The following is a 24,882-nucleotide window of genomic DNA, read 5'->3' on the forward strand; positions in this document are numbered from 1 at the left end:
TGATTTCACCCTATGTATTGTGCATCTGCACAATCAGGCGCATTCCAGCAGACTGATTCCCAGCGACAGGTAAAGCCACTGCCCCAGCATATCGTGGCTGAGCCCAGTCAGCTCACAGATACGCTCGAGACGATAGCGCAACGTATTCCGATGGATATTCAAGGACGCGGCACAGGCAGATGCCTGCCCATGGTGCTCGCACCACGCCTGCAAGGTTTCTCGTAACACGCCATTTTCATCCTGCGCAAACAGTCGCTTCAAGGGATCGAGCCACCCTTGCAAAAGCCAGCTCTGCCGCTGGCTGTAAAGCAGTGCCGTCAGCCGGTGCTCATCCAGCTTGAGTAGCCGCACATCAGGCAAGCACGCACGGGCATAGGCTTGCAGCAAGCGCAGTGATTGGCAGGCCTCTCGCAAGTCAACCAGACTTTCCAGCGGACCCGATGCTGTAACGCGTAATACGTTCAGCCCCTTGGCCTTTGCCTGATCAAGCCAGAGTTGCTCTTCATGAGGCCGCCCGAGCGGACGACACCAGAACCATTCCTGCATACCGACGGGGGCGCAAAAACTCTCCAGATTGGCAGACAACATGGCGCTCAACGCCTTGGCCGAACGGGAGTCTGAGGCTTCATTCAGCTCGATAAGGCATACCTGACGTGGCCAACTCAGGGGTACCTGCTGTCGCTCAGCCTCAACAGAAAGCGTGTTCAGGCTTACCGAAGGGTCCAGCAATTGGCCGATCCAGCTGTCCAGTCGATGCCGCTGCCAATGACGCTCCAGATGCGATTGTCGCTGCTCCACCAACATTTCGGCCGCCATGCGGACCAGCTCGGCATATGGCCTGACAACCTCGGGCCTACCCGTGATACCGAGGACCCCGATCAACCGCTCGGCATAGAGCAGTGGCATGTTGACCCCCGGCTTCACACCTCGCAGGCAAGAGGCGGCCTGATCGTCGATCTCGACGACTCGACTGTTGGCCAACACCAGCTGAGCGCCTTCGTGACGGGTATGCAATCGCAAGGGATCACCGCTGCCGATAATCATGCCCTGCGCATCCATCACATTGACGTTGTAGGGAAGGATTGCCATGGAGCGATCCACAATGTGTTGCGCAAGGGTTGAATCAAGTTCAATCACGGCAATCCCTTCCTTTACATGAGCACTGTTTAAGGAGCCAAACGCTGGCGCTTCCAGCCCTCTCCTTCACGGCGGTAATCGAGCCGATCATGCAAACGGCTGGAGCGGCCCTGCCAGAACTCGACCCGCTCGGGAATCAGCCGATAGCCTCCCCAATGTGGCGGGCGCGGTGGCTCCTCATGGGCAAAGCGTGCCTGCACTTCAGCCACTTTCGTCTCAAGTTCTTCCCGACCGCCCAGCACCTGGCTCTGCGGCGAAGCCCAAGCGCCCAACCGACTACCCAACGGACGGACACGGTAGTACGCGTCGGACTCTTCAGGACTTACGCGCTCGACCACACCCTCGATTCGCACCTGACGCTCAAGTGTGGGCCAGAAAAAGGTCATGGCGGCCCTAGGCTGCCCAGCGAGCTGCTGCCCCTTGGCACTTTCGTAATTGGTGTAAAACACGAACCCCTTGGCGTCTACACCCTTGAGTAGAAGTACACGACAATGGGGTTGCTGCTCGGCATCAACCGTTGCCAGTACCATGGCATTGGCTTCTACAGGGGGCTGCTCGGTTTTAACAGCATCCTCAAACCATTGGCCAAATAAGGCAAATGGCTCGGCGGGCGCCTGCGCTTCGGTCAATCCGTCGCGGGTGTAATCACGACGCATGTCAGCCAGCGTCTGGGTCATGGCAAGCTCCTGATTGGGAATGGAACTTACAGCTTACCCAGTCATGCGCCAGGTTGCTTGACTCATGCCAGGTATATGGCGAATTGGCATCCGAAACCAAACGGTTCCGGATGCCTTTACTGACTCAGCGCTTGCTTTGCAGAGAAGCCAATACCACTGTACGTGGCTGGATAAGGACCTCGACACGACGGTTCTGAGCGCGCCCTTCGGCATTGTCGTTTGCTGCACGCGGCTGGGTATCGCTCAGACCACGAACGACCAGACGATTGCCATTAAGCCCGCTCAGACGAAAGATGGAGGCTACCGCCTTGGCGCGGCCGAGACTGAGCTGGTCATTAACCGCCTTGGAACCAGTGCTATCCGTGTGTCCCAGCACAATGACGGCGCTCTGGTCATCCTTGAATACCAGCTTGGCGGTACGGCCCAGCGGGCCGAGCATGGATGGCAGAAGCATCTCAGCACGATCAGGGTTGAAGGAGTCGTCAACGTTGGCGATCAGCAGTAAGCCGTCCTCTCTACGCTCCATTTGCATCTTGCTACCGGCGATGGCTTCGCGGATCGTTTTTTCATGCTGATCCAGCCAGTCCTTGCTGACTGTTATCTCTTGGGCTTTCGCTTGAGCCTTTGCCTCGGTTACAGTCTTGTCGCTCTTGCCAAACGGCCACCACCAATGTCCGCCTTCCGCTTTCGCCTGGGTTTCGGTCTTTTGCGTTTCTACCTTCGCCTGGGGGACTGGCTCCTTGGCAGTGGCAACGTCGCTTTCCTTGTGAAAATAACTGCAGGCGGAAACGCTCATGCAGAGAACGACAGTAGTAGTCTTGAGCAGCTTCATGCGTTTTTATCCCATCAGGCGCAAGCCCGCCGAATCGGCACCGACAGGCAAAGTTAAAGTGGTTTCTTAGATTGTGTCTTTAACTGATTATTTCGCAAGGGGTGTACGTTGTCCTTTTGTATCAACCGACAAGCGGTTGAGTAGACTCAGTGGCGAAACGGTCAGGTGAACGAGGGCGGCAAGGGTATCACGTCATAGACGGTGCTTATCAAACGATAGATAGCTCGCTATTGAAATTGCCATTGGCCATCACTACGCTGGGCGCGTCAATTTGTCCTCCCTTGCGTACACTCATGTCTATAAATACACCTAAAGAAATCGCAACACTGGCGATACAGGCTGGTATTGCCAAAAATCGGCTTTCCATTCCTACCCTATTCATTCTTGGCGTTATGGCCGGCGCGTTCATTGCGACTGGTTTTCTTCTCGATATTCACGTTATTGGCACCATGCCCGCCGAATGGGGCTCGTTTGCAGGCTTCGTTGGCGCAGCGGTTTTCCCGGTCGGCCTGATCATGACCGTGCTGGCAGGCGGTGAGTTACTGACGGGCAATATGCTGCTGCTTCCTCTGGCACGTTTTGCAGGCGGTATCAGCACGATGGGGGTGATTCGCAACTGGCTATGGGTCACGCTTGCCAACTTTGTCGGCAGCCTGGCTGTCGCGTACTTCTTCGGTCATATGCTGGGTCTCACCGAGGGTGCATTCCTGGGCAAGACCGTTGCCATTGCGCAGGCAAAGATGAACGCCGACTTCCTTCACGCCTTCGTTTCCGGTATCGGATGCAACTGGCTCGTCTGTCTGGGCGTCTGGATCGCGTTTGCCAGCAAGGATGTGGTAGGTAAAGTCGTGGGCATGTGGTTTCCCGTCATGGCCTTTGTTGCCATCGGTTTTCAGCATGTGGTTGCCAACATGTTTATCATTCCAGCCGCTATCTTTGCAGGCCAGGCTACCTGGGCCCAATGTCTGCCCAACCTGGTAGCGGTTTTCCTGGGTAATGCTGTGGGTGGCGCCGGCTTTGTAGGGTTGGCCTATTTTCTGGCCTATCGCCCTGCATCTGCGCAAGCGACGGCCGATCTGGCGTCAGCGCTACAAAAGACCCAGGCGGATCTTGCACCCACAACACCCACACTCAAGGCCGTGAACGACTGATAAGTTGAAGTGCATAGCGGATTGACCGGCCACCCCTGCCGGTCAATCCATCCTATCCTGATGTCAGAGGCATTGCCCAACGGCTTCTGCCAGCTGCTGAGCTCGCGGGTCCATGAGAATATAAGGTCCCAATGTGTTGGTGGCGAAACCAAATGCTACCCTGCGCTCAGGGTCGGCGAACCCGATAGACCCACCCGCACCTGGATGACCAAAGGCCTGCACGCCCAGGCCATAGGTTGCGTTGGCGTGGTCAGGCTGGTCCAGCATGAATCCCAGGCCGAAGCGTGTCGAGGTCATTAGCGTCCTGTCGTCACCCCGACTATGTTCCGTGAGCATGTGCTGCAAGACCGTCTGGTCCAGCAATCGACCGTCGAGCAGCCCCGCATAAAACCCTGCCAGTGAGCGCGCATTGCCATGACCGTTGACGGCAGGCTGCTCGAAACGGCGCCACTCCGGTTTATTGGTGCTGGTCAGAATGCCCGGCGGGTTGGCAAAAGCACGGGTACTCAAGGCTTGGGGGTCGGTCATGGTGGTCTTCAAGAGACGCTGGGCGGCAGCATCCCCCATGTCGCCCTTGCCTCGAGCAATATGCGCAACCCGATACTCTTCGCTCTCAGGCAGACCGATATGAAAATCCAGCCCAAGCGGCCTGGCCGTTCGGGCAACAATAGCTTCCCCTGGTGAGCGGCCATCAATGCGGCGAATCAGTTCTCCCATCAGCCAGCCATAGGTCATCGGTGAATAGCCGTGGCTCTCGCCTGGCGTCCACCAAGGCGTTTCGGCGGCAAGGGCAGCCGTCATGGTGTCCCAGTCATACAGCGCACTGGCAGGCAATGGAGCACGCAAGGCAGCCAGTCCTGCCTGATGGCACAGTAACTGGCGCACCGTAATGGCACCCTTGCCTGCAGCTGCAAACTCTGGCCAGTAATGTTGTACTGGTTTATCCAGTTCAAGCCTGCCCTCTTGAACCAACTGCATGGCAGCCACGGCAGTAAAGGCTTTGGTGCAGGAAAACAGATTCAGTATCGTGTCCGTCTGCCAGGCGCTCTGCGCATCCTTGTCCGCCGTGCCTGCCCAGAGATCCAGAACGGTTTCGCCGTCCACCTGAACGCACAGGGCTGCACCGCGGGTATGCACGCCTCGCCCCGGCTCGTCGAACAGAGCACTGAAGCGGTCCCTGACGGTTTCAAAGGCCAGATCGAAATAACCTTGGATCTGCACAGCTGTCTCCTCATCGTGGTCATATTCAAGTCTCTCACACTGACGAGAAGAGACCTCTACTGCTGCACTTCCAGCCGGAACGGCGGTAAGGTGCTCAGGATGGCCTTGCCATAACGCTGCGTAACGACACGACGATCCAGCAGGCTGATCGTGCCGCTGTCCGACTCGGTGCGTAGGAGACGTCCACAAGCCTGGATCAGGCGCAGCGAGGCATCGGGCACAGCGATTTCCATGAACGGATTGCCACCCCGTGCCTCGATCCATTCGGCCAAAGCAGCCTCGACAGGATCATCCGGCACCGCAAAGGGAATCTTGGCAATCACGACGTGCTCACAATAGGCCCCGGGCAGGTCGACCCCTTCGGCAAAGCTGGCCAGACCGAACAATACGCTGGGCTCGCCATCATCCACACGGGAGCGGTGCTTATTGAGCGTCTCCTGCTTGGACAGGTTGCCCTGGATCAGTACACGGCGGCGCCAGTCACGCTCCAGCCCATCGAAGACATCCTGCATCTGTCGCCGGGAAGAAAACAGCACCAATGCCCCCTTGGCCCCTTCCAGCATATCGGGCAGCTCTCGCACGATAGCCGCCGTATGGGCCGCAGAGTCTCTCGGATCCGCCTGCAGATTGGGTACGCGCAATAACCCTGCCTCGGCATATTTGAAGGGACTGGGCACAATTGCCGTGTTGGCGCTTTGAGGCAGGCCTGCCCGCATCCGAAAACGATCGAATGTCCCCAGCGCCGTCAAGGTGGCGGAAGTTACCAGCGCGCCATAAGCCACATTCCATAGCGTACGGCGTAGCGTTTCCGCAGCCAGGATGGGACTAGCATTGACCTCGATATCATGAAACGAGCCGGATTCCACTAACGTCAGCCAACGCGCCATTGGTGGTGAGTCGGTCGGATCTTCCAGCGTAAAGGCCGTCCACAGCTCCCAATTACCCTGGGACCGAGCCAGCAGGCTGCCAAACAGCGGATACCACTCTTCTGCCTGATAGCTTGCAATGCCAATGCTTTTCTCCCCGTCCATGGCCTCTTTCAAGAGGTCCGTAAGACGAGTGAACAGGTCGGACAGCTGGGCAAAGCCCTTTTTGAGCTCAGCTCCCATTTCCCTTAAATCCGCTGGGACGAGGCCACCAACGAACCGATGGCGAGGCCGATCACGCCCCTCCATGTCTTCGCCGGCGCGAAACTCGGCCAGCTGCTCACAGGCTGTAAACATGAACTGCTGCTGGGTACGAATCTGTCTGGCCAGTTCGGGTACTTGCTCAACCAGCCGCCCAAGCTCGCCCGGCAAGGGATGTTGAGCCAGCAGCTTGGTCAGATTCTTGGCGATTTGCTCCAGCCACTCGGCCGTGGAGCGCAGGCGGGTAAAGTGAGCGAAGTGATTGATCGCCTTGTCCGGCAGGTGATGGCCTTCGTCAAACACATAAATGGTATCGCGCGGGTCGGGCAGAATAGCCCCGCCACCGAGCGCAAGGTCAGCCAGTACAAGATCATGGTTGGTAACGATCACGTCTACCTTGGTCATGCCTTCACGGGCACGGAAAAAGGCGCATTGCTGAAAATTCGGGCAGTGCCGATTGGTGCACTGCGTATGGTCAGTGGTTATTTGTGACCAGTGTTGGTCATCAATGGCTTCTGGCCAGCTGTCACGGTCACCGTCCCAGCGATTACTGGCCAAGCGCTCGATCATCTTCGTAAACAGCTTCTGACCAGCCTCATCGACGTCGATCGTAAAGCCATCATCCGCAAACAGCTGAGCGGTCGTATTCTGGGCTTCGCTTTCCTGCAACATGAGATCCAGGCGCGACAGGCACAGGTAGCGCCCTCGCCCCTTTGCCAGGGCAAAATTGAACGACAGACCACTGTTACGCAGGATATCCGGAAGGTCTTTGTTGACGATCTGCTCCTGCAGAGCCACTGTTGCCGTCGCAATGACCAGACGCTTGCCGGCCGCCTTGGCCGCAGGAATGGCGGCGAGACTATAGGCAACGGTCTTGCCGGTACCGGTTCCGGCTTCCACAGCCACGACGGCAGGATCGCCAACGCGACGCCCTTCGTCATCCTGCTTGATCGCACCGAGCCCTTTAGCCGTCTCGGCAATCATCAGCCGCTGACCATAGCGCGGCTTGAGCGACTTGGCTTCGAGAAAGCGGGTATAAGCCCCCTGAATCTGGGACTTGAGTTCGGCACTAAGCATGGGGTTCCTCGACAGGGAAGCGTCATACGCTTCCGGCAGGCACCGCGGGTAGGCGGCCCTATCAGACACACAGGACTGTATAAATTATCAGTACTTGAACAGAAGCGCTATGATAACGCGCCTTCACGCCAGTGCCGAACGTATCATCCGATTTCGGCACCGATTTATCAGGAATGTTTGAATGACACCCTCTACCTGGCTCTATACCATCCATGTTCTTGCTGCCGTGCTTTGGGTAGGCGGCCTCTTTTTCGCCTGGGTCATTCTGCATCCGGTAGTTACTGCAATACTGGATATCCCGTCACGCGCCCGCTTCTGGAATACGCTATTTCCACAATTCTTTCGCTGGGTGTGGGGAGTCGTTATTGTACTACCGGCTACAGGAATTGGGATTCTTCAGCTTAATTTCAATGGCTTCGAAACTGCGCCCCGCTATATCCAGATCATGATGGGATTGTATCTGGCCATGGTGGCGCTGTTCCTCAAGATCCAGGCCGTTCAGCTGCCTCAGCTCAAACGGAGCGTATCAGATCAGGATTGGCCGACGGCCGCCCAGACGCTGAAGCGAATCCGGACACTGGCAGGCTTTAACCTTTTGCTTGGCGTCATTGTGCTGATTGTCGCGGCGGCTCGTCTTAATACCTTTAGCTGAATCAATTTGCTGCAGCTACCGTAATCGGCAGGCGATACCAGTGGAAGACGCCAAACAGCAGCACCTGAAGCCGATCCAACCATGGGCTCGGTCGGTTTCTGACGCGTGCACCCACAGCAAGCGCTTCGATGACATGCAGAATCAACAATGTCACTGCAGCGCCATTGATCAATAGCTGAAAGGGATAAGCGAAAGGCTCAAGAAGATTGGCCAGGACTGCCAACCAAAACACCAGAAACGCCACTTTGCCCACAATACTCAATAGCCTCATCACCGCCTCCTTTGTTTCAGACGATGACCATACCTGAGTTTGCTCCAGGTGCAAGCCTCTGGCAGGCACCTGGAATAGGCCTCAAGACAGGTTACTGACGCTCGACTAAGATCTCTACGCGCCGGTTGGTAGCACGACCTTCTGCCGTTTCGTTGGTAGCCACAGGCTGACTTTCCCCAAGCCCTTGGACAGAGACAATACTGGCCGCCGGAACGCCCGACTGAACCAGGTAATTACGCACGGCTGCTGCACGACGCTCAGACAGGCGCTGGTTGTACTTTTCAGTACCCTTGCTGTCAGTATGCCCGTTAATTGTCAGCCGTGTCGTGGACGCTTCGTTTCTTAACCGGGAGGCTACGGTATCGAGCTGCGCACGGTCCGCCGGGCTGATTTCGGCCGAATCGAAGGCAAAGTGCAGATCACGTACAACAATGGTCTCTTGGCGAGGAAGCGGCTCGGGTGCAGGCGTGGGAGCCGGCGCAGGCGTTACCGGTTCGACAGCAGCTACCTGCTCCTCACCCTGCCCATGAACATAGCAGTAAGCCCCCGCCGTGGCGCCGGCAACCAGCCCGCCCCACCCAGCATAGCTACTGCTTTCAATGGCGCCGACGGCCGCACCCGTGGCACCACCAATGGCGGCACACGCAGGCCAGTCCGTTTTCTTTACACCAGCGCAACCTGTTAAAACACTGCCCACCAGAATGAGGGGTAAAGCGGTCCTTATAATCGTCATTGTTGTCTCCTATTAAGGACTAGAAAAAGCGACCTCGAAAAAGGAATTGGACATCGATTTCTCCGCTCCGTCAGACTGGCGGTACAGGCCTGATCTTGACAGTGCCGCTTGATTAGTCTCCACAACAACCGCCGAGGTTCCACATGACCGCGACATTATCGTCACGCACTCCGCAACAGGCCTTGGCCGCGCTATTGGATCACTACACCCCTACTCGCCTGCTGATGGTCAGTACCAGCGAGATACCCGCCGTGCAGGCTTTCAAGGCAGCTCACCCTGACTGCGAGTTGACGCAGTCCCCTGCCGGATCATTACAGGAACCGGTATCCCACCAACGCTATGACCTGGCTATCCTGGCTGACTGTCTGGAACACCTGTCCGTACGTGAAGGTCAGCAACTACTGGGCGGAATCCGCAACCTCAACGCCAGTCGGCTGGCTGTCCTGGTCGATCTGGCCGCCAGCCAATGGCAGCCCAGGGACTTCTATGCTCTGGCCATGCAACAGAGCGAGCGCTTTCAGCGTGATCAGCAAACCCTGACGTTGTTCACGTATGATCTGCATGATTACAAGCAGGTACCGGACTGGCTGAACGCCCGCTTCTGGGCCCATCCTGAACTCTTTGGAAAATATTGGTGGTAACGATGGCATCTGCTCCTTGCCCATGCGGCAGCGACGAGCTACTCGGCAACTGCTGCGGCCGCTATCATTCAGGTGCCTCAGCCCCTACAGCGGAGGCGCTGATGCGCTCGCGTTACAGCGCCTATGTGCTGGGGTTGATCGACTACCTGATCGAGACGACCTTGCCTGCACAACAGGCAGGACTGGACAGGGCAGCCATAAGCGCCTGGAGTGCCCAGAGCACCTGGCTTGGGCTTGAGGTTGAAGGCCATGAGCCTCTGGGAGGCGTGCCTGAGCACGCCTGGGTCATCTTTGTGGCCCGCTGGCACGATGCGCAGGGTGACCATGCCCACCGTGAGCGCTCGGCGTTTGTTCAACAGCAGGGGCGCTGGTATTTCCTGGATCCGACCGTGCCCATGACGGCAGGCCGCAACGACCCCTGCCCATGTGGCAGCACAACCAAATTCAAGAAATGTTGCGGCCCTTTCCTGCCATGAGTAGAGCCGCTACACCAGTTTGAGATGAGACGTATCGGGCACCTGGACGGCTGTCTGTGGCCTTTCCTCGCCCATGTCGCTTCCTACCGGTGCCAGTGTGAGCTTGCCCAGATCAACCTGGGGCGGAGCGACCTCGGCCTTCTGGTCCTGCAGATCCGCTCCAACCGGTGCCAAGCCAAAGTCCGGAGCATCCACATTGACGAACGCTGCCATGACCTCATCGCGCGGTGCGACGGAGACGCGACGTGCTACAGACGATGCGCCCGACTCCGCCTTTTCGGCATTGACTGGAGCTGGTGCAAGGTCGATCTCTTCGGCAATCGCCATTGACACGACTTCAACCCTGGCACCGGCATGGGTCAGCGCAGCCCGATATTTTTCAGCAGCGGCTGCATCCAGTCTATTCTTGATAATGACGCGGCGCCCGGAAAATAGCTGAGCGATACGCTTCTCGTCCGCCTGGAACAACCGAGCCAGATTGGCACGTACTTGCGCTTCGTCAGCACCTGTCACTACCTCACCGGAAAAGGCGATCTCGAAAAGGCTCATGTTCATCATCCTGTCTAGCTTGAGGGCTATAAGTTCTGTAGATTGCTTACCGCCTGAGGAGCGGCTAGCCCGTTTTTCAACCTGTATAAGTACAACATAATGGCCCAGGCACTTGCCGACTTCAGAATAAAATGAGCATGGCTCGCGTTTGGGTAAGGTCCAGCTTATGCCAGGCACGCCTGTGCAACAATCGGACCGAGCTATTTTTCGATGCGCCGACGCGCTGTAACCGCTGCCCTTCGTTATGGAGTCGTCACATGTTTTTTCGGGCATTCAACAGGAGAGTCCTGGGTCTCTCGCTAGGCGTCCTGATCCTGTTTGGAGTCAGTGGCTGTACGTGGTTCTCCAGGGGTTACGAAGACCCTGAAATACAGCTGACCCAGGTAGACCTGCTCAAAGCCAAATTATGGGGACAGGAATTCCTGTTGCACTTCAAGGTGGACAACCCCAACGATATTGATCTGCCCATTCGTGGCATGACGTATGCGATCTACCTGGAAGATATTCCCCTTGCCGAAGGCGAAACGGGGCGTAACTTCACGATCCCAGCCTCTGGCAGCACGGAGTTTACCCTCCCCGTGCAGACCAATATGTGGCGGTACGTCAAAGACATCGTCAAACTGATCAAACGGACCGACAAGCCCGTTCATTATCGTCTCGTTGGCGAAGTGAAGACCGGTTTGATGTTTGGCCGCAGCGTCTATATATCGCGCAGCGGCGAGATCGTACCGAACAATTTTTTACCGGAGTAATCAATGAACCAGCAACCCCACGTCCACGGCCCTGACTGCAATCATGACCACGATCACGGCCATCATCACCATGTTCATGGGCCGCATTGCAATCATGGTCCAGCTACCCCTGTTCGCAACCCACTCAAAGAGATCGGTCGCAACGATCCCTGCCCGTGCGGAAGCGAGAAAAAGTACAAGAAGTGCCACGGCGCTTCATGAATAAATGACGGCCCACTGATGTGGGCCGCTCTCGTTCATCGTTCCTTTCGAACTGTAAGCGTCCAGCCCGGTCACTCCTTTGGCAGTACCCTTTGCCCCGGAGAGCCTTGATGATCGATCTTTATTACTGGACTACCCCCAACGGCCACAAAGTAACGCTGTTTCTTGAGGAAGCCGAACTGCCCTACCGCATTCATCCCATCAACATCATGAAGGATGAACAGTTTGCGCCAGACTTTCTGAAGATTTCGCCCAACAACAAGATTCCTGCCATTGTCGATCAGAACCCGGCAGATAATGGCAGCCCCGTGACGCTGTTCGAGTCTGGCGCCATCCTGCTCTATCTGGCAGAAAAAACCGGCAAATTCATCCCGCTGAATATCCGCGGACGTCAGGAGGTCATGCAGTGGCTATTCTGGCAAATGGGCGGTCTGGGCCCTATGGCCGGTCAGAACCACCATTTCGGGCGTTTCGCCAAAGAGAAGATTCCTTATGCGATTGATCGCTACGTGAGCGAGACCGCGCGCCTTTACAGCGTACTGAACAAGCGACTGGAAGATCGGGACTTTGTGGCGGGTGGGGAATACACCATTGCCGACATGGCCATTTATCCGTGGATTGTGCCCTACGAATGGCAACAGCAAAAGCTGGAAGACTATCCCAATATCAAGCGGTGGTTTGAGACGATTAGCATGCGAACCGCTACTGTCCGCGCCTATGACCTCGTCAACAAGGTAAACCCGCCAGCGGCGAGCTGATTGCCAGAACGGGCGTCGGCAGCGCTATAGCGACCGACGCCTGTCATGATCACGTCAGCGGCTGACCGTCATCATCGTGGAAGCGCGCCTTTTCAACCGCTGGCGTGCGCCAGCCAGCCGACACACCCCACAGGAAAAACACCAGACCAATCACCGCCACTACCGCCAGATCCCATCCGTATGGCAGATAACCCTGGCCACCGAAACGGTCGCTTCCCGCCCAGGAGACCGCTGCCAACACCGGCAGGAAACACAGCAGCCACAGCGAGCCGAAGAAATGACGGCTGAAACCCTTCCACCCCTGCCTGGCCTGGTAATAGATGTATATGGGCAATGCCGCCACGATCAGCAGCATGATTTCACCTGTCCGAGGCCACTTGGCCCAGTAGAGAAGCTCAGTGGCGAAAATGAACGCCAGTGCGGCTAAAACAGACAGCCCTCGGATTCGCAAAGGGCGATAGAGCTCAGGCGCCGTCCGCCGCAATGCCATGACACTTACCGGCCCGGTCAGGTAGGAAATGATCGTGGCAACAGAAATAACTGCCGCCAGTGTGCCCCAGCCCCGGAAGAAAAACAGGAAGATGAAGGACACCGCAAGGTTCAGCCACATGGCCGGGCGGGGAATCCCGAACTTGGGATGTACATGCCCGAACATGGCCGGCAGGCTGCCGTTGCGCTGGATACCATAGATCATCCGCGCAGTGGTGGCGGTATAAGTAGCGCCTGTTCCGCTCGGGCTGACAAAGGCGTCCGCATAGAGCAGAAAGGCTAGCCAGTTCAGGTTCAAGGCCAGCGCCAGTTGGGCAAAAGGTGAGCTATATTCAAGACCTGCCCATCCCTCGTGCAGATGCTCAGGAGGAACGGCGCCTAGAAAAGCGACCTGGAGCAGCAGGTAGATCACCGTGGCGATAATAATCGAACCGATTACCCCAAAGGGTACGCTACGGCCGGGATTATGCGCCTCGCCTGCAAGATTTACCGGACTTTGGAAACCATTGAAACTGAACACAATGCCGCTGATGGCTACTGCTGTCAGAACGGCCGAAATACTGATGGAGTGGTCTTCGCCGGTGATGCCAACGGTAAAATTCTCACTGTGAAAACCTGACAGCATGAGCGCTATGGCGGTCAGTGCCGGTACCAATAACTTAAATATCGTGATTGCACTGTTGCTGCGGGCATAGAGCTTGACGCCCCAAAAGTTGAGCAGGAAGTACACGACTACCAGGAGCGCGGCCAGTATCAGACCGGTTGTACTCAACTCGCCATGACCGCTGCTGACACTGTAAAGGTCCTGCGCCCATTGCCAGGGCCAGGACGCCATATACTGAACGGACGCCTCGGCCTCGACCGGGATGACCGATACAATCGCGATCCAATTGGCCCATCCGCCAATGAACCCGACCAGAGAGCCGTGCGAATAGTGCCCATAACGCACCATGCCGCCCGACTCTGGAAACATGGCACCCAGCTCGGCATAGGTCAGCGCGATGAAAAGAATGATCACTGCACCTAATAACCACGCATAGATAGCCCCAGGGCCTGCCAGCTGGGCAGCATGCCAGGCACCAAACAACCAGCCGGATCCGATGATCGACCCCAGCCCAGTAAACATTAAAGCCAGAGGCCCTAAATCGCGACGGATCGCGCGCTCATTCGACATCGTGTACTCCTTGGTCAGCGCCTTAAAAGACGGGCTCAAGGCCGATGAACAGAGCAACAACGGGCCAAAAGTCGCCCGTCCAATTGGCGAAGCGACAAATCATGTCAGAATGTTTCTGTCGTGATAAGGATTAAATGTCGTTTTTAAACAAGTGTGATCCGCTTCACTGGTCAGAAAAATCACACCCGCTGGCGGAATGGACTGGACAGTGCTTGCCTGGATAACAACGCCTCACTAACGTAGCGCGCTTTTGAAACCCTGCTCCTCTGGAGACTATCCGTTCATGGATTTTCCTGCTTACCGGCGCCATCTGGGTCGCCTTGGTCTTGTTTCAGTACTGGGGCTTGCGGGCTGCCAGACAACGTTTGATCAACGTGACACGGATAGCCTTCCACCCAGCTTGGGCGTTCAGCCCATCAAGGGACTTGCAGAAAACGCGTCGATTCGGCGAAGCGAACTGGGCGTGCCCCTGATCGAAACATCGACCTTTCACGATGCGCTGTTCACGCTGGGTTATGTCCACGCATCGGATCGACTGAGCCAAATGATTACCTTGCGCCTGCTGGCGCAAGGACGGCTGGCAGAAATGGCAGGGCCGGACGCATTGGACACCGATCGCCTTATGCGTGCGGTCAATCTCAGGAAAACGGCAGAAACTGCCTACAAGAATGCATCGCCACGCCTGAAGAAATTCCTAGAGGTCTACGCTCGCGGCGTTAACGCCTACCTGTTCCGTTACCGGAACAAGCTTCCAGCAGATCTGGCCGCCACCGGTTATCAGCCTGAATATTGGAAGCCTGAGGACTCCGCCCTGCTCTTTGCTCTGCTCGATTTCAGTCTGTCCGTCAATCTGAACGAGGAACTGGCCAGTCTGGCGTTGGCACAAAAGGTCAGCGCCGATACCTTGGCCTGGTTGCTGCCCAGCTATCCCGATGAGCCGATTCCCGTCGACGAAGCTGCCAAACTCAACGGTTTGTCCTTGGCGGGACAAATCCCAGGGCTGGAGGCGTTGAACACAGCCTCAACACGCCTCGCCCAGGTAAACGGATTGACGGTTCCCGCTGGAAGCAGCTGGGCTATTGCTCCGCAGCGCAGTCGCAGCGGCAAGAGCCTGTTGGCAGGTGACCTCAGCCAATCGCTAGCCCTGTCATCAGCCTGGAGCTACGTACAGGTTCGTGCGCCCCGTTATCAGGCGGCAGGATTGTCCCTAGCGGGAACGCCGTTCATTCTTTCCGGCTACAACGGCAAGCTGGCCTGGTCGTTTTCTCCAGCCATGGGCGACACTCAGGATCTATATCTTGAACGTGTACGCACCCAGGGCAGCGGCTTGAGCTACGAGGTCAATGGAAAATGGACACCTGCAGCGGTCCGTTCCGAGGCCTTTTTCATCAAAGGCCAGCGGCCGGTACGAGAGACTGTCTTCGAAACCCGGCATGGCCCGCTGATCAATCATCAAGTCGGCCAGCAAAGCGGTTATGGTCTGGCCTTGCGCAGGGCTACGCTCGATACGGACAAATCCATGGATGCAGTATTCGACCTGAGCCGGGCTAAGGATGTTGACCGCGCGTTCGAGATAACCCGAGACATCCGAGCGCTTGCGCTGAATATAGTCTTTGCCGACGCCGAACATGTTGCGTGGCAGGTGACCGGCCTGTACCCCAACCGCCGAGAAGGACGCGGGCTGCTGCCCTCACCCGGGTGGACCGATCGTTATGAATGGGATGGTTTTGCCGACCCGATGTTGCATCCCTATGACCAGGACCCTTCCCAAGGGTGGCTTGGCAATGCTGGCAACCGTACGGTACCGCTGGGATATGGCATGCAGCTATCAAGCTCATGGCAGGCTCCTGAGCGGGCCGAACGTATCGCTCAGCTTGCAGACTCGCAGACACGGCTGGAAGCTCGCAACCTGATGGCCATGCAGGCAGACCAGACCTCACCGTTGGTCGCCAAGGTCCAGGCCATGCTGAGCGCACCGGGCATGGCTCAGCCCCTCAAATCGGCCATCGAGGCCCTACCGGCTGAGCAACGCGCACATGCCACCGAGGCCTTGCGCCGAATCGGCACGTTCGATGGGCGCCTATTGGCCACGTCAGCCGATGCGGCCGTCTATGAAGCGTTTCTGCAGGCTACCGCTCGACTGACTTTTGCCGATGAACTGGGAGGAAGCAACAGCCCGGCGATGCAGGCCCTCAACCGGATCGACACGCTCTCTTACTCAGCTCAAATCGATCATCTTCTGACCCGGGACGATAGTCCTTTCTGGAATGATACCCAGACGACAGCCGGACACGACAAGCCGGCCATTCTTGCCCAGGCGCTTGCCTCAGCCATTGCCGAATGCGAGCAGGCCATGGGTAATGACCGAAACAGCTGGCAATGGGGGCGTCTGCACACGTATGACTGGCAGGGCGAAACCGAACAGGCGGCTGCCCGGCCAGGTACCAATACACGCTATCCCGCTCGCCTGGCATATCCAGCAGGCGGTGACTTCTCGACACTAGATCGCTCGGCCTATGGCTGGGGCAAAGGCTTTGGGGCACACAGTGCCAACAGCTTGCGCATGGTCGTGGATTTTGGTCAGCCGGAACCATTCATGGCCATTGATGGCAAGGGGCAGTCGGATAATCCGGCCAGCCCTTACTACGGCAAGGGCATCGAACCCTGGCTGAAAGGTCAGTATTCCAGCTTCCCCTTCCAGCCGCACAATCTGGACCGTGTTTATGGCACGCGTCGTCTGACGCTAACGCCTGCCCAGTAAGCGAGCCGGCCCTGGCATATCACTTGCTTCATGTCTCTTCAGAAGCAAGTGCCAACGGCGGCATTTGCTGACCGTATATTCGACAATGGCGTCGTTCTGCGCCGATAACCCTTGTTATCGGCCTTAACGGCGCTTTTTTGTTTATGTTTTTGCCAAGGCTTGCTATGACGACGATTAACGCCCTCGCCTGGGTATCAGGCTCGGATGCACCAGAACGGAGCATTGTAAATCTGGGCTTCATGCCCCTGACCGACGCTGCCTCGCTGATCGTGGCAGCCACTCAAGGATTTGCTCAACCCTACGGATTGACCCTGCACCTGCATCGTCAGCCGTCCTGGTCAGCCCTGAGGGATCGTCTACTCAATGGCGAGCTGGATGCGGCGCACAGCTTGTACAGCATGATCTATGGCCTGCAATTGGGGCTGGGCAGCTCGTCACCTACCGACATGGCTGTCCTGATGGGCTTGGCCCAGAATGGGCAAAGCATCAACCTCTCAGCCTCGCTCGCGACCGAAGGTGTCACTACAGCTGAAGCACTGGCACACCGTATTCAGCAGTCTTCGCAGGCTCCGCTTGTGCTGGCGCATACCCTACCCACCGGGACTCATGCGCTCTGGCTGTACTACTGGCTGGCCGCCAAAAGCATCCATCCGCTGGAAGATGTGAGCACCGCTGTGGTGCCTCCACCGATGATGGTGGAGCATTTACGCGCTGGCCGAATCGATGGATATTGTGTAGGCGAGCCCTGGGGCGCCTCGGCCATTGAGCAAGGCCTGGGCGTGACCCTGGCTACAACGCAATCCATCTGGCCGGATCATCCAGAAAAGGTGTTGGCCTGTACCCGTGCGTTTGCCGAGCAGAATCCCAACACGGCCCGCGCCTTGATCTGTGCCCTGCTCGATGCCAGCCGGTTCATCGAGGAAAGCCTCGAGAATCGTCGCAGCACTGCACAACTGATCAGCGGCGCCGCTTATATCAACGCACCGGTAAGCGCCATCGAGCCGCGCATGCTGGGTCAGTACACAAATGGACTGGGGCAGCGCTGGCAGGATGAGCATCCCCTGCGCTTCTTTCATAAGGGTGCAGTCAATATGCCCTATCTATCAGATGGCATGTGGTTCATGACTCAATTCCGCCGCTGGGGTCTTTTGCGCAATGATCCTGACTACGTGGGAGTGGCCCGTCAGGTACAGCAGCTCTCGCTTTACGGCGAGGCGGCAGCGCGTGTAGGCGTGGAGGTTCCTGATCAGCCCCTGCGCAGCGCTACGCTCATTGACGGCCGGGTATGGGATGGACAGGATCCGGCAGGCTACGCCCGCAGCTTTACCCTGCATGCCCTGGCTGACGCCATGCTTAATCCACTGACTTGACTTCGAGGCGACAAGCACCATGCGCATTCTGCTTATCGACGACACCCCGAAGAAGGTAGGCCGCCTGAAGGCCGCCCTGCTGGAAGCCGGCTTTGACGTAATCGAAGAGTCCGGCCTGACCATAGACCTGCCCGCCCGAATCGAAGCGATCCGCCCCGATGTCATCCTGTTCGACACCCAGTCGCCCAGCCGTGACGTTATGGATCAGGTATGCCTGGTGACGCGAGACCGCCCTCGGCCAATCGTCATGTTTACCGACGAGCACGATCCAGATGTCATGCGCCAGGCAATTCAGTCAGGCGTCAGCGCCTATATCGTGGAAGGCATTCATGCCCAACGATTGCAACCGATCCTCGACGTGGCCATGGCACGCTTCGAAACCGATCAGGCTCTGCGCGCCCAGCTGCAGGCACGGGAACAGCAACTAGCCGAGCGCAAGCGAATCGAGCTGGCGAAAGGCATGTTGATGAAAATGCGGGACTGCAATGAGGAACAGGCTTACACCCTGATGCGCCGCCAGGCCATGAGTAAACAGCAAAAGCTCGTTCAGGTAGCTGAGCAGATCATTTCCATGAACGAGCTGCTCGGCATGTAAAGCCTCTCATTGACGTTGTTGCACGGAGTGCGCTGGCGAGGTTGGCAGCGCAGTGACCGTCTGACTCAAGCAGACCCGGTTACGGCCCTCGCGCTTGGCTTCGTAGAGCGCCTTGTCGGCCGCCTGCAGCAGCTCCTCGGCCTTCTGACCGCTCTGTGGATACATGGCAATACCCAGCGAAATGGTGACCGGGCCCAGAGGTGTACCGCCATAGACCAGTTGCATGTGACTGACCGCCTCACGTAGCGCCTCGCAACGCGCCAGGGCGCCTGCCTGGGTGCACTCGGGCAATACCAGGGCAAACTCCTCTCCACCGAAGCGGCAGGCCAGATCACTGGCCCTGACCAGGCGTTTAACCTCCACGGCCAAATGCCTTAAGACCGCATCGCCAGCCTCATGGCCGTGAGTATCGTTAAACCGTTTGAAGTGATCCACGTCGAACAGCACGACAGCCGTTGTCGTCTGGTTGCGACTGGCACGCAGCAGTTCGCGGCTCAGAGTCTCATCGAGGAAACGGCGGTTGTGCAGTCCGGTCAGCGCATCCACGATGGACTGATGACGCAGGCTGTCACGCAGGGCCAGATTCGCCACGCCCAGGGATACCTGCTCGGCAAAGGCTTCGGCCAGTTTAAGTCCTGAGGTGGGATGCTCGCACAGTGTCAATACACCGATCGGCTCACCCTGCGCCATCAGTGGCACACAGACGTAGCCACCTTGCGCCTGGACGACATTGACCAGATGGGGACAGACCAGATCCTTGGTCACGTCATGAACATCATGGGTCTGCCCACGACGCACCGACCAGCACTGGTGAGGCTCGAACATGGTCTTCTGCTCAACCCAGCCATTCCAGGCTCCTGCGAGTTCCAGGACATCCCGCGAGGGGTGATACAGATGAATACACCCTGGGGCGGATCCGAACAGCTGGCTGGCGAACCGAGTGATGATGTCGTAGCACTCGGCAAAGTCTGTAGTTGAGTGCAAAGCGCTGGCCATACGGCTCATAAGCTCCGTTTCACGGTTGCGCAGTTCGAGCTGTTGCATGCCGTCGCTTAATTGCTCTGAGAGTTCAAGCAGGCGTTTTTCGCTTGTCTTGGTCTCATTTAGTACGCGGAACGTGAACTTATAAAGAATCGCAACGAGGACCAGATCGAGCATGGCAATAAGCAGGAGCGCAATACGGATGATCTGACGACGCCATTCCACCTGCTGAGATAGCAATATGCTCTCTTGCGACATACGATTTTCAATCGTGGCGACTTCCTGTCGAATGGTATCCATGAGCCGTTTTCCCTCCCCCGTGCTGACCCGTGCTACTGCCTCGGACAGCCCCCGCTCACGGCGCAGCTGAATAGTGCCATTCCAATAGGCTCGCTGCTGACCGATCATATCCTGAAGGGCAGCAAACTCAGGGTACTGCTTCGCATCCATTGCTTGCCGCAAGGGAATCACAAGATGGTCGACCTCGGCATATCCTTGAAACAGAGGCGTCAGATAATCTTCACGGCCTGTAATGATGAACCCACGCTGGCCGGTTTCACCATCCTTGATTGCTGAAAATAAGCGCTGCAGCTGTTGGAGGCGCATTTCAGCTGCTTCGTAGTTATCCAGGCCGCTGCGAATCCAGCTGGTGCTGCTAAGAGGCACAATCACATTAAGAACCAGCATGGCGATGATTAGGCTGAATCGGCTACGCAACTGCGAAGCAGTCTTGGTCATTGCTTGTTTCCAGGAGATGCATCTATCGGATTAGAAGTCTAGCCGCTGCTGATCAATCCATAAGCAGTGTTTGCAGGAAGCAATCGAGCAAAAAGGCAGAACAACGGTCATACCGGTAAGTCTGCCTGTTTTTTCCGGCAGGCGACAGGTTTGTTCGATCTCTCTTGAAGGCGGCCCCTATCTAGGCTATAAGCCCGGAAACCCCGTATGGACATCATCATGCTCAAACACCTGATCGGTCTGTTCAAAGCGCCTTCGGAAGAAGAGCGGAAATTGGCGCAAACGATCAACAACTCGTACAAGTCCCTTCGGGTCGTGGGCCGCGGTACCATCCGGATTGATCCTGAAGAAGTGTTCGACTCGCCGGAGTTCAAGCAGGATCTCGACCGAGCCAAGCGCCTTATCAACGGCTAAATGTTTCTTCTCCTTCTTCTGCCTATCCTGGTTAGCGGGTTTCTCGTCTGTCACAAGCACCCGCTTTTCTACTATCGCCTGCATCGCTACGAGGGACAGTACCTCTATTTGCAGAGCGCCCGGCTTGGTCTGTTTTGCGCGCTTCTTTCGCTGACCCTCAACCTCATGCTGTTTCTGCTCGTGGCCCAGCATGACTGGACGGTTGCAGGCCGTACCTTTTCGCTCGATTACTTTTCCGGCCTGGCGAGCTTGATCCTGCGGACCCATGCCATTGAGGAGGCGAGCCAGGCCGCCCAGCTCTCCTGGATTCTTATCCTCACCGTGACCGCACTCATGATCCCAAGGCCCTGGGCATTTCTGGCCAAGGCTTACATCAAGCGGCGGCATGGGTTGAAGGAAGAAAATTATGCAATGTTTCTCATGGCGGGCATCCTTAAGGACAGCCCGCTGGATGATCTGCTGTTCAATGCCACGATCAACCGCGAAACCCTGATGCTCTCTCTAGAGGAGCGCAAGGTCTATGTAGGCAAGATCACGACTCTGGGCGAACCCAGCGAAACGGAAGGTGCCGATCAGGAGGTCTGCATCAAGCCGATCATGAGTGGCTATCGGGACAAGGACAAACTCTGGGTAACGTTCACGACCCACTATGCCGATGCGGACAAGGATATTTACCTCACGCTGAAGCAGAGCCAGATCCTGTCTGCGACCAAGTTCGACTTTGATGCCTACGAGCGCTTTGTCCGCAGTAAAAAGCCGGACCATGTAACGTCCTAACAAGACGATGCCTGTGCCCCATATCCGGGCATGTCTATCCACGATGCGCTGTAATGATTCAGACGGGCGGATGGTCTGACGGTAAAACCGCAGGCCAGAGCGCTTTGCTGACTTGGCGTGGCGTTTGCTAATCCATCCGTAACGGTAGCCAACGGCGGTTACCCACCTACGACAAAGGCGTCGCGTTGCTCCTGCTCCGGCAGAGGGCAACGTGGCGCCTTTGTCGTTTCTGCCCCAATGCCCGGGGCGGGTGGACGCTCCGCGGTTGTGCTGAATGCCTGGCATTTCACAACGCACGTCAGGCGCGTTCGCCTTGTGATGTTCGAACTGAGGCCCTGCCGCGTGGCGGGTACATCGTTGATTACGAGGTGCACGAATGAACACGAGTTTCTGGAAAGCCGGCCATGCGCCGACCCTGTTCGCCGCGTTTCTATATTTCGATCTGAGTTTCATGGTCTGGTACGTGCTTGGCCCGCTAGCCGTGCAGATCGCGGCCGACCTGCAACTGACGACTCAGCAACGCAGCATGATGGTCGCCACGCCCATTCTGGCAGGCGCCGTGCTGCGTCTGATCCTCGGCTTTGTGGCTGACACGCTCTCGCCCAAGACCGCAGGCATTATTGGCCAGATCGCCGTTATCGCGGCGCTATTCGTGGCGTGGCAGATGGGTATCGACAGTTACGAGCAGGCTCTGCTGCTGGGACTCTTCCTGGGTTTTGCCGGCGCTTCCTTTGCCGTCGCCCTGCCCCTGGCCTCGCAATGGTATCCGCCGCAGCATCAGGGCAAGGCCATGGGCATTGCAGGTGCCGGCAACTCGGGAACGGTCTTCGCGGCGCTGTTCGCTCCTGGCCTTGCAAAACTGTTCGGCTGGACCAACGTCTTTGGCTGGGCGTTGATTCCGCTGGCCGCTACGCTCGTCTTCTTCATATTGTTTGCACGCAATGCACCGCAGCGGCCTGCGCCGAAGAAACTAGCCGACTATGCCAAGGCCCTGGGTGACCAGGACAGCTGGTGGTTCATGTTTTTCTACAGCGTGACCTTTGGTGGTTTTCTCGGCCTTGCCAGTACCCTGCCGGGTTACTTTCATGACCAATATGGCCTGGAGCCCGTCGTTGCCGGCTATTACACCGCCGCCTGCGTCTTTGGCGGTAGCCTGATGCGCCCGCTGGGTGGCGCGCTGGCTGATCGGATCGGCGGTATCCGCTGCCTGTTGGGCATGTATACCGTGGCAGCTGTCTGTATTGCCGCGGTGGGCTTCCATCTGCCCAGTGCAACGGCCGCCCTGGGGCTGTTCGTAGTCGCCATGCTGAGTCTGGGCGCAGGCAATGGCTCGGTTTTCCAGCTGGTGCCGCAGCGCTTTCGCAAGGAGATCGGCGTCATGACTGGCTTGATCGGTATGGCAGGTGGTATTGGAGGCTTTGTTCTGACGGCGGGCCTTGGTGCCATCAAGCAATCCACCGGTGATTATCAGCTGGGCCTCTGGCTATTCGCCTGCCTGGGCGTACTGGCCTGGTTTGGTCTGCTGAGTGTGAAGCGGCGTTGGAGAACCACCTGGGGATCGGCGGCCGTGTCTGCCGCACGCGTTTAACTCGAAGCGCCCGTCAAACGACGGGCATTTCGCTTCTAAACCTCTCTACTTCCTGACCGAATCCATGCCCCTTACCTTGAGCATCGGTGAAGCCACGGCCACCGGTCCACGACCGGAAAACCAGGACGCCCTGCGTAGCGTCACGCCGGCTCCCGCTCTGGCACTCAGCAAGGGGCATCTGTTTGCCCTGGCCGATGGAGTAAGCCACTGCGCCGACGGCGGATTGGCTGCCCGCTCAACCGTACAGGCGGTGGCGATGGATTATTACTCAACGCCCGAAACCTGGCCTATTGCACAGTCACTGGATCGTCTGCTCCTGGCACAGAACCGCTGGCTACAAGCCGGGGCCCAAGGCCAGCCGTTACTGACGACGCTGACGGCCCTTGTGCTCAGAGGGCACCGCTACACCCTTGCCCATGTAGGCGATTGTCGGGCCTATCACCTTAGAGGCCAGACACTCTCCTGTCTGACAGAAGACCACGTCTGGCAACAGCCCGGCATGCAACATGTTCTGACACGTGCTCTGGGGCTGGAAGCTCATCTGATCGTGGACTTTCATGAAGGTGATCTGCAAATCGGTGATTGCTTCCTGCTGGTCAGTGATGGAGTCTGGGCCTGCCTAGGTGATGCGGCTATACGACGTATATTGTTGGATGAAGCCAACCCCATGTCAGCGGCCCATGCCTTGATCCAGGCAGCCCATCTGGCGGGCAGTCAGGACAACGCCAGCGCGTTATTGATACGCGTCGATACACTGCCCGAAAAGCCCTTGGCGGATGCCCTCGCCGAGGTAGCGGGCTGGCCTGTTCCACCACGATTCAAAGAGGGCCAGATGTTCGAGGGCTGGCAGGTCGAACAGCGCCTGGCGATCTCTCAGCAGTCCTGGCTGTATCGCGTGCGTGACAGCGCCGGGCGGCCCTGGCTGCTCAAGACTCTCGCCCCAGGTCAGCAAGGTGATACCCAGGCCATGCAGGCGCTCCTGATGGAGGAGTGGTTTCTGCGCCGCGTCGCCGGAAGGGCTTTTGTCGAACTGCATCCACTGCCTCAACGTCAGCACCTGTATTACGTACAGCGTGAATACCCGGGCCGCACGCTGGCTGTCCAATTCAAACAGGCCGGTCCATTTCCGCTTGGCGAGTGGCTGGATACCGCAACCCGCCTCCTGCGCGCCCTGGGTCAACTGCATCGGCGCAATATTCTGCACCGGGATATCAAACCCGAGAATCTGCACCGGGGCGATGATGGCGAACTCAGGCTACTGGACTTTGGCCTTGCCTATTGCCCTGGCCTTTCCCATGAATGGGAGGGCGCGGTGCCGGGTACGCCCAGCTATCTGGCGCCCGAAACGTTCAAAGGTGCCGCACCAGGGCCGCAGCAGGATATCTTTGCAGTAGGCGTTACGCTCTATTACCTGCTGACAGGCCATTATCCCTACGGAGAAATAGAGGCCTTCCAGCGACCGCGTTTTCAACAGCCGGAACGTGTGCTGCGCTATCGGCACGACGTACCGCTCTGGCTGAATGACTGGTTACTGCGCGGTGTAGCGGTCGATCCAGCCCAGCGTTTCGAGACGGCAGAGGAAGCCTTATTACTTTTGGAGCAAGGCGAGCGGCAACCTGCATTACCGCCCAAGGCATTGCTGGAGCGCGAGCCACTGAAATTCTGGCGTACAGTGGCCTGCGTTTCGTTACTGATCAACCTCGCCGCTGTGCTGCTCTGGTTGTATCGCCATTGATCGAT

General features: G+C 57.5%; 24 protein-coding genes. 14 read left to right on the plus strand and 10 right to left on the minus strand.

Annotation, left to right across the window (positions count from 1 at the left end):
• Positions 1-33: 33 nt before the first annotated feature.
• The 3 genes from GM154_RS12110 to GM154_RS12120 form a co-directional block, all read right to left on the minus strand.
• Positions 34-1,137 carry a sugar diacid recognition domain-containing protein gene (locus GM154_RS12110; RefSeq protein ID WP_122042164.1) on the minus strand — a complete coding sequence of 368 codons (1,104 nt, stop codon included), beginning with the start codon at positions 1,135-1,137 and terminating at the stop codon, positions 34-36.
• 29 nt (positions 1,138-1,166) lie between these two features.
• Positions 1,167-1,814, minus strand: a complete 648-nt coding sequence (pdxH, locus tag GM154_RS12115) for a pyridoxamine 5'-phosphate oxidase (RefSeq protein ID WP_074823803.1) — start codon at positions 1,812-1,814, stop codon at positions 1,167-1,169.
• 124 nt (positions 1,815-1,938) lie between these two features.
• Positions 1,939-2,646 (minus strand): OmpA family protein, encoded by a 708-nt coding sequence (locus GM154_RS12120; protein ID WP_219652371.1) that lies wholly within the window; start codon positions 2,644-2,646, stop codon positions 1,939-1,941.
• Between the two features lie 293 nt (positions 2,647-2,939).
• On the opposite strand from GM154_RS12120, the gene GM154_RS12125 reads away from it, so the two are divergent.
• The gene (locus tag GM154_RS12125) at positions 2,940-3,797 is read left to right on the plus strand and encodes a formate/nitrite transporter family protein (protein ID WP_010794970.1); all 858 of its coding nucleotides are present in this window, start codon (positions 2,940-2,942) and stop codon (positions 3,795-3,797) included.
• A 63-nt stretch (positions 3,798-3,860) separates the two neighbouring features.
• Here the strand turns inward: GM154_RS12125 and GM154_RS12130 are convergent, their stop codons facing one another.
• A complete protein-coding gene (locus GM154_RS12130) occupies positions 3,861-5,018 on the minus strand; it encodes a serine hydrolase domain-containing protein (protein WP_219652372.1) in 1,158 nt (385 codons plus the stop codon).
• Positions 5,019-5,074: 56 nt separating this feature from the next.
• Entirely contained in the window at positions 5,075-7,222 is a 2,148-nt protein-coding gene (dinG, locus tag GM154_RS12135; protein WP_219652373.1) for an ATP-dependent DNA helicase DinG, read from the minus strand.
• Between the two features lie 181 nt (positions 7,223-7,403).
• On the opposite strand from dinG, the gene GM154_RS12140 reads away from it, so the two are divergent.
• Positions 7,404-7,874 (plus strand): CopD family protein, encoded by a 471-nt coding sequence (locus GM154_RS12140; RefSeq protein ID WP_219652374.1) that lies wholly within the window; start codon positions 7,404-7,406, stop codon positions 7,872-7,874.
• A gap of 1 nt (position 7,875) precedes the next feature.
• On the opposite strand, the gene GM154_RS12145 is transcribed toward GM154_RS12140, so the two are convergent.
• Positions 7,876-8,145, minus strand: a complete 270-nt coding sequence (locus GM154_RS12145) for a DUF1145 domain-containing protein (RefSeq protein ID WP_219652375.1) — start codon at positions 8,143-8,145, stop codon at positions 7,876-7,878.
• Between the two features lie 91 nt (positions 8,146-8,236).
• On the minus strand, positions 8,237-8,878 hold the full coding sequence (locus GM154_RS12150) for an OmpA family protein (protein WP_010794975.1): 642 nt from the start codon (positions 8,876-8,878) through the stop codon (positions 8,237-8,239).
• Between the two features lie 143 nt (positions 8,879-9,021).
• On the opposite strand from GM154_RS12150, the gene GM154_RS12155 reads away from it, so the two are divergent.
• Together GM154_RS12155 and GM154_RS12160 are read left to right on the plus strand one after the other, a co-directional pair.
• The gene (locus GM154_RS12155; RefSeq protein ID WP_122042161.1) at positions 9,022-9,519 is read left to right on the plus strand and encodes a DUF6231 family protein; all 498 of its coding nucleotides are present in this window, start codon (positions 9,022-9,024) and stop codon (positions 9,517-9,519) included.
• A 2-nt stretch (positions 9,520-9,521) separates the two neighbouring features.
• Positions 9,522-9,995 carry a YchJ family protein gene (locus GM154_RS12160; protein WP_219652376.1) on the plus strand — a complete coding sequence of 158 codons (474 nt, stop codon included), beginning with the start codon at positions 9,522-9,524 and terminating at the stop codon, positions 9,993-9,995.
• A 9-nt stretch (positions 9,996-10,004) separates the two neighbouring features.
• Here GM154_RS12160 and GM154_RS12165 read toward each other — a convergent pair whose 3' ends face one another.
• A complete protein-coding gene (locus GM154_RS12165) occupies positions 10,005-10,544 on the minus strand; it encodes a hypothetical protein (protein ID WP_074823783.1) in 540 nt (179 codons plus the stop codon).
• A 257-nt stretch (positions 10,545-10,801) separates the two neighbouring features.
• Between GM154_RS12165 and GM154_RS12170 the strand changes: the two genes are divergently transcribed.
• The 3 genes from GM154_RS12170 (at position 10,802) to GM154_RS12180 (ending at position 12,255) form a co-directional block, all read left to right on the plus strand.
• Entirely contained in the window at positions 10,802-11,296 is a 495-nt protein-coding gene (locus GM154_RS12170) for an LEA type 2 family protein (RefSeq protein ID WP_074823781.1), read from the plus strand.
• A gap of 3 nt (positions 11,297-11,299) precedes the next feature.
• Entirely contained in the window at positions 11,300-11,497 is a 198-nt protein-coding gene (locus GM154_RS12175) for an SEC-C metal-binding domain-containing protein (protein WP_010794980.1), read from the plus strand.
• Between the two features lie 110 nt (positions 11,498-11,607).
• The gene (locus GM154_RS12180; protein ID WP_074823778.1) at positions 11,608-12,255 is read left to right on the plus strand and encodes a glutathione binding-like protein; all 648 of its coding nucleotides are present in this window, start codon (positions 11,608-11,610) and stop codon (positions 12,253-12,255) included.
• Positions 12,256-12,304: 49 nt separating this feature from the next.
• On the opposite strand, the gene GM154_RS12185 is transcribed toward GM154_RS12180, so the two are convergent.
• Positions 12,305-13,918 (minus strand): APC family permease, encoded by a 1,614-nt coding sequence (locus GM154_RS12185; RefSeq protein WP_219652377.1) that lies wholly within the window; start codon positions 13,916-13,918, stop codon positions 12,305-12,307.
• Between the two features lie 283 nt (positions 13,919-14,201).
• Here GM154_RS12185 and GM154_RS12190 point away from each other — a divergent pair, with 283 nt between their 5' ends.
• The 3 genes from GM154_RS12190 (at position 14,202) to GM154_RS12200 (ending at position 18,644) form a co-directional block, all read left to right on the plus strand.
• Positions 14,202-16,679 carry a penicillin acylase family protein gene (locus GM154_RS12190; protein WP_219652378.1) on the plus strand — a complete coding sequence of 826 codons (2,478 nt, stop codon included), beginning with the start codon at positions 14,202-14,204 and terminating at the stop codon, positions 16,677-16,679.
• A 164-nt stretch (positions 16,680-16,843) separates the two neighbouring features.
• Positions 16,844-18,049, plus strand: a complete 1,206-nt coding sequence (locus tag GM154_RS12195; RefSeq protein ID WP_219652379.1) for a CmpA/NrtA family ABC transporter substrate-binding protein — start codon at positions 16,844-16,846, stop codon at positions 18,047-18,049.
• A 19-nt stretch (positions 18,050-18,068) separates the two neighbouring features.
• Positions 18,069-18,644, plus strand: a complete 576-nt coding sequence (locus GM154_RS12200; protein ID WP_010794985.1) for an ANTAR domain-containing response regulator — start codon at positions 18,069-18,071, stop codon at positions 18,642-18,644.
• Positions 18,645-18,650: 6 nt separating this feature from the next.
• On the opposite strand, the gene GM154_RS12205 is transcribed toward GM154_RS12200, so the two are convergent.
• A complete protein-coding gene (locus tag GM154_RS12205) occupies positions 18,651-20,363 on the minus strand; it encodes a diguanylate cyclase (RefSeq protein WP_219652380.1) in 1,713 nt (570 codons plus the stop codon).
• A 207-nt stretch (positions 20,364-20,570) separates the two neighbouring features.
• On the opposite strand from GM154_RS12205, the gene GM154_RS12210 reads away from it, so the two are divergent.
• The 4 genes from GM154_RS12210 to GM154_RS12225 all read left to right on the plus strand — a co-directional run bounded on the left by GM154_RS12210 (position 20,571) and on the right by GM154_RS12225 (position 24,877).
• Positions 20,571-20,777, plus strand: coding sequence for a hypothetical protein (locus GM154_RS12210; RefSeq protein WP_169715109.1), 207 nt, complete (start codon positions 20,571-20,573; stop codon positions 20,775-20,777).
• Positions 20,778-21,554 carry a hypothetical protein gene (locus tag GM154_RS12215; protein WP_219652381.1) on the plus strand — a complete coding sequence of 259 codons (777 nt, stop codon included), beginning with the start codon at positions 20,778-20,780 and terminating at the stop codon, positions 21,552-21,554.
• Between the two features lie 376 nt (positions 21,555-21,930).
• Positions 21,931-23,142: a NarK/NasA family nitrate transporter gene (locus tag GM154_RS12220; RefSeq protein WP_219652382.1), complete on the plus strand. Its 1,212-nt coding sequence runs from the start codon at positions 21,931-21,933 to the stop codon at positions 23,140-23,142.
• Positions 23,143-23,206: 64 nt separating this feature from the next.
• A complete protein-coding gene (locus GM154_RS12225; RefSeq protein WP_219652383.1) occupies positions 23,207-24,877 on the plus strand; it encodes a bifunctional protein-serine/threonine kinase/phosphatase in 1,671 nt (556 codons plus the stop codon).
• Positions 24,878-24,882: the final 5 nt, after the last annotated feature.

The organism is Pseudomonas sp. MAG002Y, assembly GCF_019400845.1.
Lineage (GTDB): Bacteria > Pseudomonadota > Gammaproteobacteria > Pseudomonadales > Pseudomonadaceae > Chryseomonas > Chryseomonas luteola.

Excerpts from the sequence above, each read along its gene's own strand:
- GM154_RS12225 (WP_219652383.1), top strand. The coding sequence starts at position 23,207 with ATGCCCCTTACCTTGAGCATCGGTGAAGCCACGGCCACCGGTCCACGA.
- GM154_RS12165 (WP_074823783.1), bottom strand. The coding sequence starts at position 10,544 with ATGAGCCTTTTCGAGATCGCCTTTTCCGGTGAGGTAGTGACAGGTGCT.
- GM154_RS12120 (WP_219652371.1), bottom strand. The coding sequence starts at position 2,646 with ATGAAGCTGCTCAAGACTACTACTGTCGTTCTCTGCATGAGCGTTTCC.
- GM154_RS12220 (WP_219652382.1), top strand. The coding sequence starts at position 21,931 with ATGAACACGAGTTTCTGGAAAGCCGGCCATGCGCCGACCCTGTTCGCC.
- GM154_RS12185 (WP_219652377.1), bottom strand. The coding sequence starts at position 13,918 with ATGTCGAATGAGCGCGCGATCCGTCGCGATTTAGGGCCTCTGGCTTTA.
- GM154_RS12195 (WP_219652379.1), top strand. The coding sequence starts at position 16,844 with ATGACGACGATTAACGCCCTCGCCTGGGTATCAGGCTCGGATGCACCA.
- GM154_RS12215 (WP_219652381.1), top strand. The coding sequence starts at position 20,778 with ATGTTTCTTCTCCTTCTTCTGCCTATCCTGGTTAGCGGGTTTCTCGTC.
- GM154_RS12180 (WP_074823778.1), top strand. The coding sequence starts at position 11,608 with ATGATCGATCTTTATTACTGGACTACCCCCAACGGCCACAAAGTAACG.
- GM154_RS12205 (WP_219652380.1), bottom strand. The coding sequence starts at position 20,363 with ATGACCAAGACTGCTTCGCAGTTGCGTAGCCGATTCAGCCTAATCATC.
- GM154_RS12145 (WP_219652375.1), bottom strand. The coding sequence starts at position 8,145 with ATGAGGCTATTGAGTATTGTGGGCAAAGTGGCGTTTCTGGTGTTTTGG.
- GM154_RS12200 (WP_010794985.1), top strand. The coding sequence starts at position 18,069 with ATGCGCATTCTGCTTATCGACGACACCCCGAAGAAGGTAGGCCGCCTG.
- dinG (WP_219652373.1), bottom strand. The coding sequence starts at position 7,222 with ATGCTTAGTGCCGAACTCAAGTCCCAGATTCAGGGGGCTTATACCCGC.
- GM154_RS12150 (WP_010794975.1), bottom strand. The coding sequence starts at position 8,878 with ATGACGATTATAAGGACCGCTTTACCCCTCATTCTGGTGGGCAGTGTT.
- GM154_RS12125 (WP_010794970.1), top strand. The coding sequence starts at position 2,940 with ATGTCTATAAATACACCTAAAGAAATCGCAACACTGGCGATACAGGCT.
- GM154_RS12210 (WP_169715109.1), top strand. The coding sequence starts at position 20,571 with ATGGACATCATCATGCTCAAACACCTGATCGGTCTGTTCAAAGCGCCT.
- GM154_RS12175 (WP_010794980.1), top strand. The coding sequence starts at position 11,300 with ATGAACCAGCAACCCCACGTCCACGGCCCTGACTGCAATCATGACCAC.
- GM154_RS12155 (WP_122042161.1), top strand. The coding sequence starts at position 9,022 with ATGACCGCGACATTATCGTCACGCACTCCGCAACAGGCCTTGGCCGCG.
- GM154_RS12160 (WP_219652376.1), top strand. The coding sequence starts at position 9,522 with ATGGCATCTGCTCCTTGCCCATGCGGCAGCGACGAGCTACTCGGCAAC.
- pdxH (WP_074823803.1), bottom strand. The coding sequence starts at position 1,814 with ATGACCCAGACGCTGGCTGACATGCGTCGTGATTACACCCGCGACGGA.
- GM154_RS12170 (WP_074823781.1), top strand. The coding sequence starts at position 10,802 with ATGTTTTTTCGGGCATTCAACAGGAGAGTCCTGGGTCTCTCGCTAGGC.
- GM154_RS12140 (WP_219652374.1), top strand. The coding sequence starts at position 7,404 with ATGACACCCTCTACCTGGCTCTATACCATCCATGTTCTTGCTGCCGTG.
- GM154_RS12190 (WP_219652378.1), top strand. The coding sequence starts at position 14,202 with ATGGATTTTCCTGCTTACCGGCGCCATCTGGGTCGCCTTGGTCTTGTT.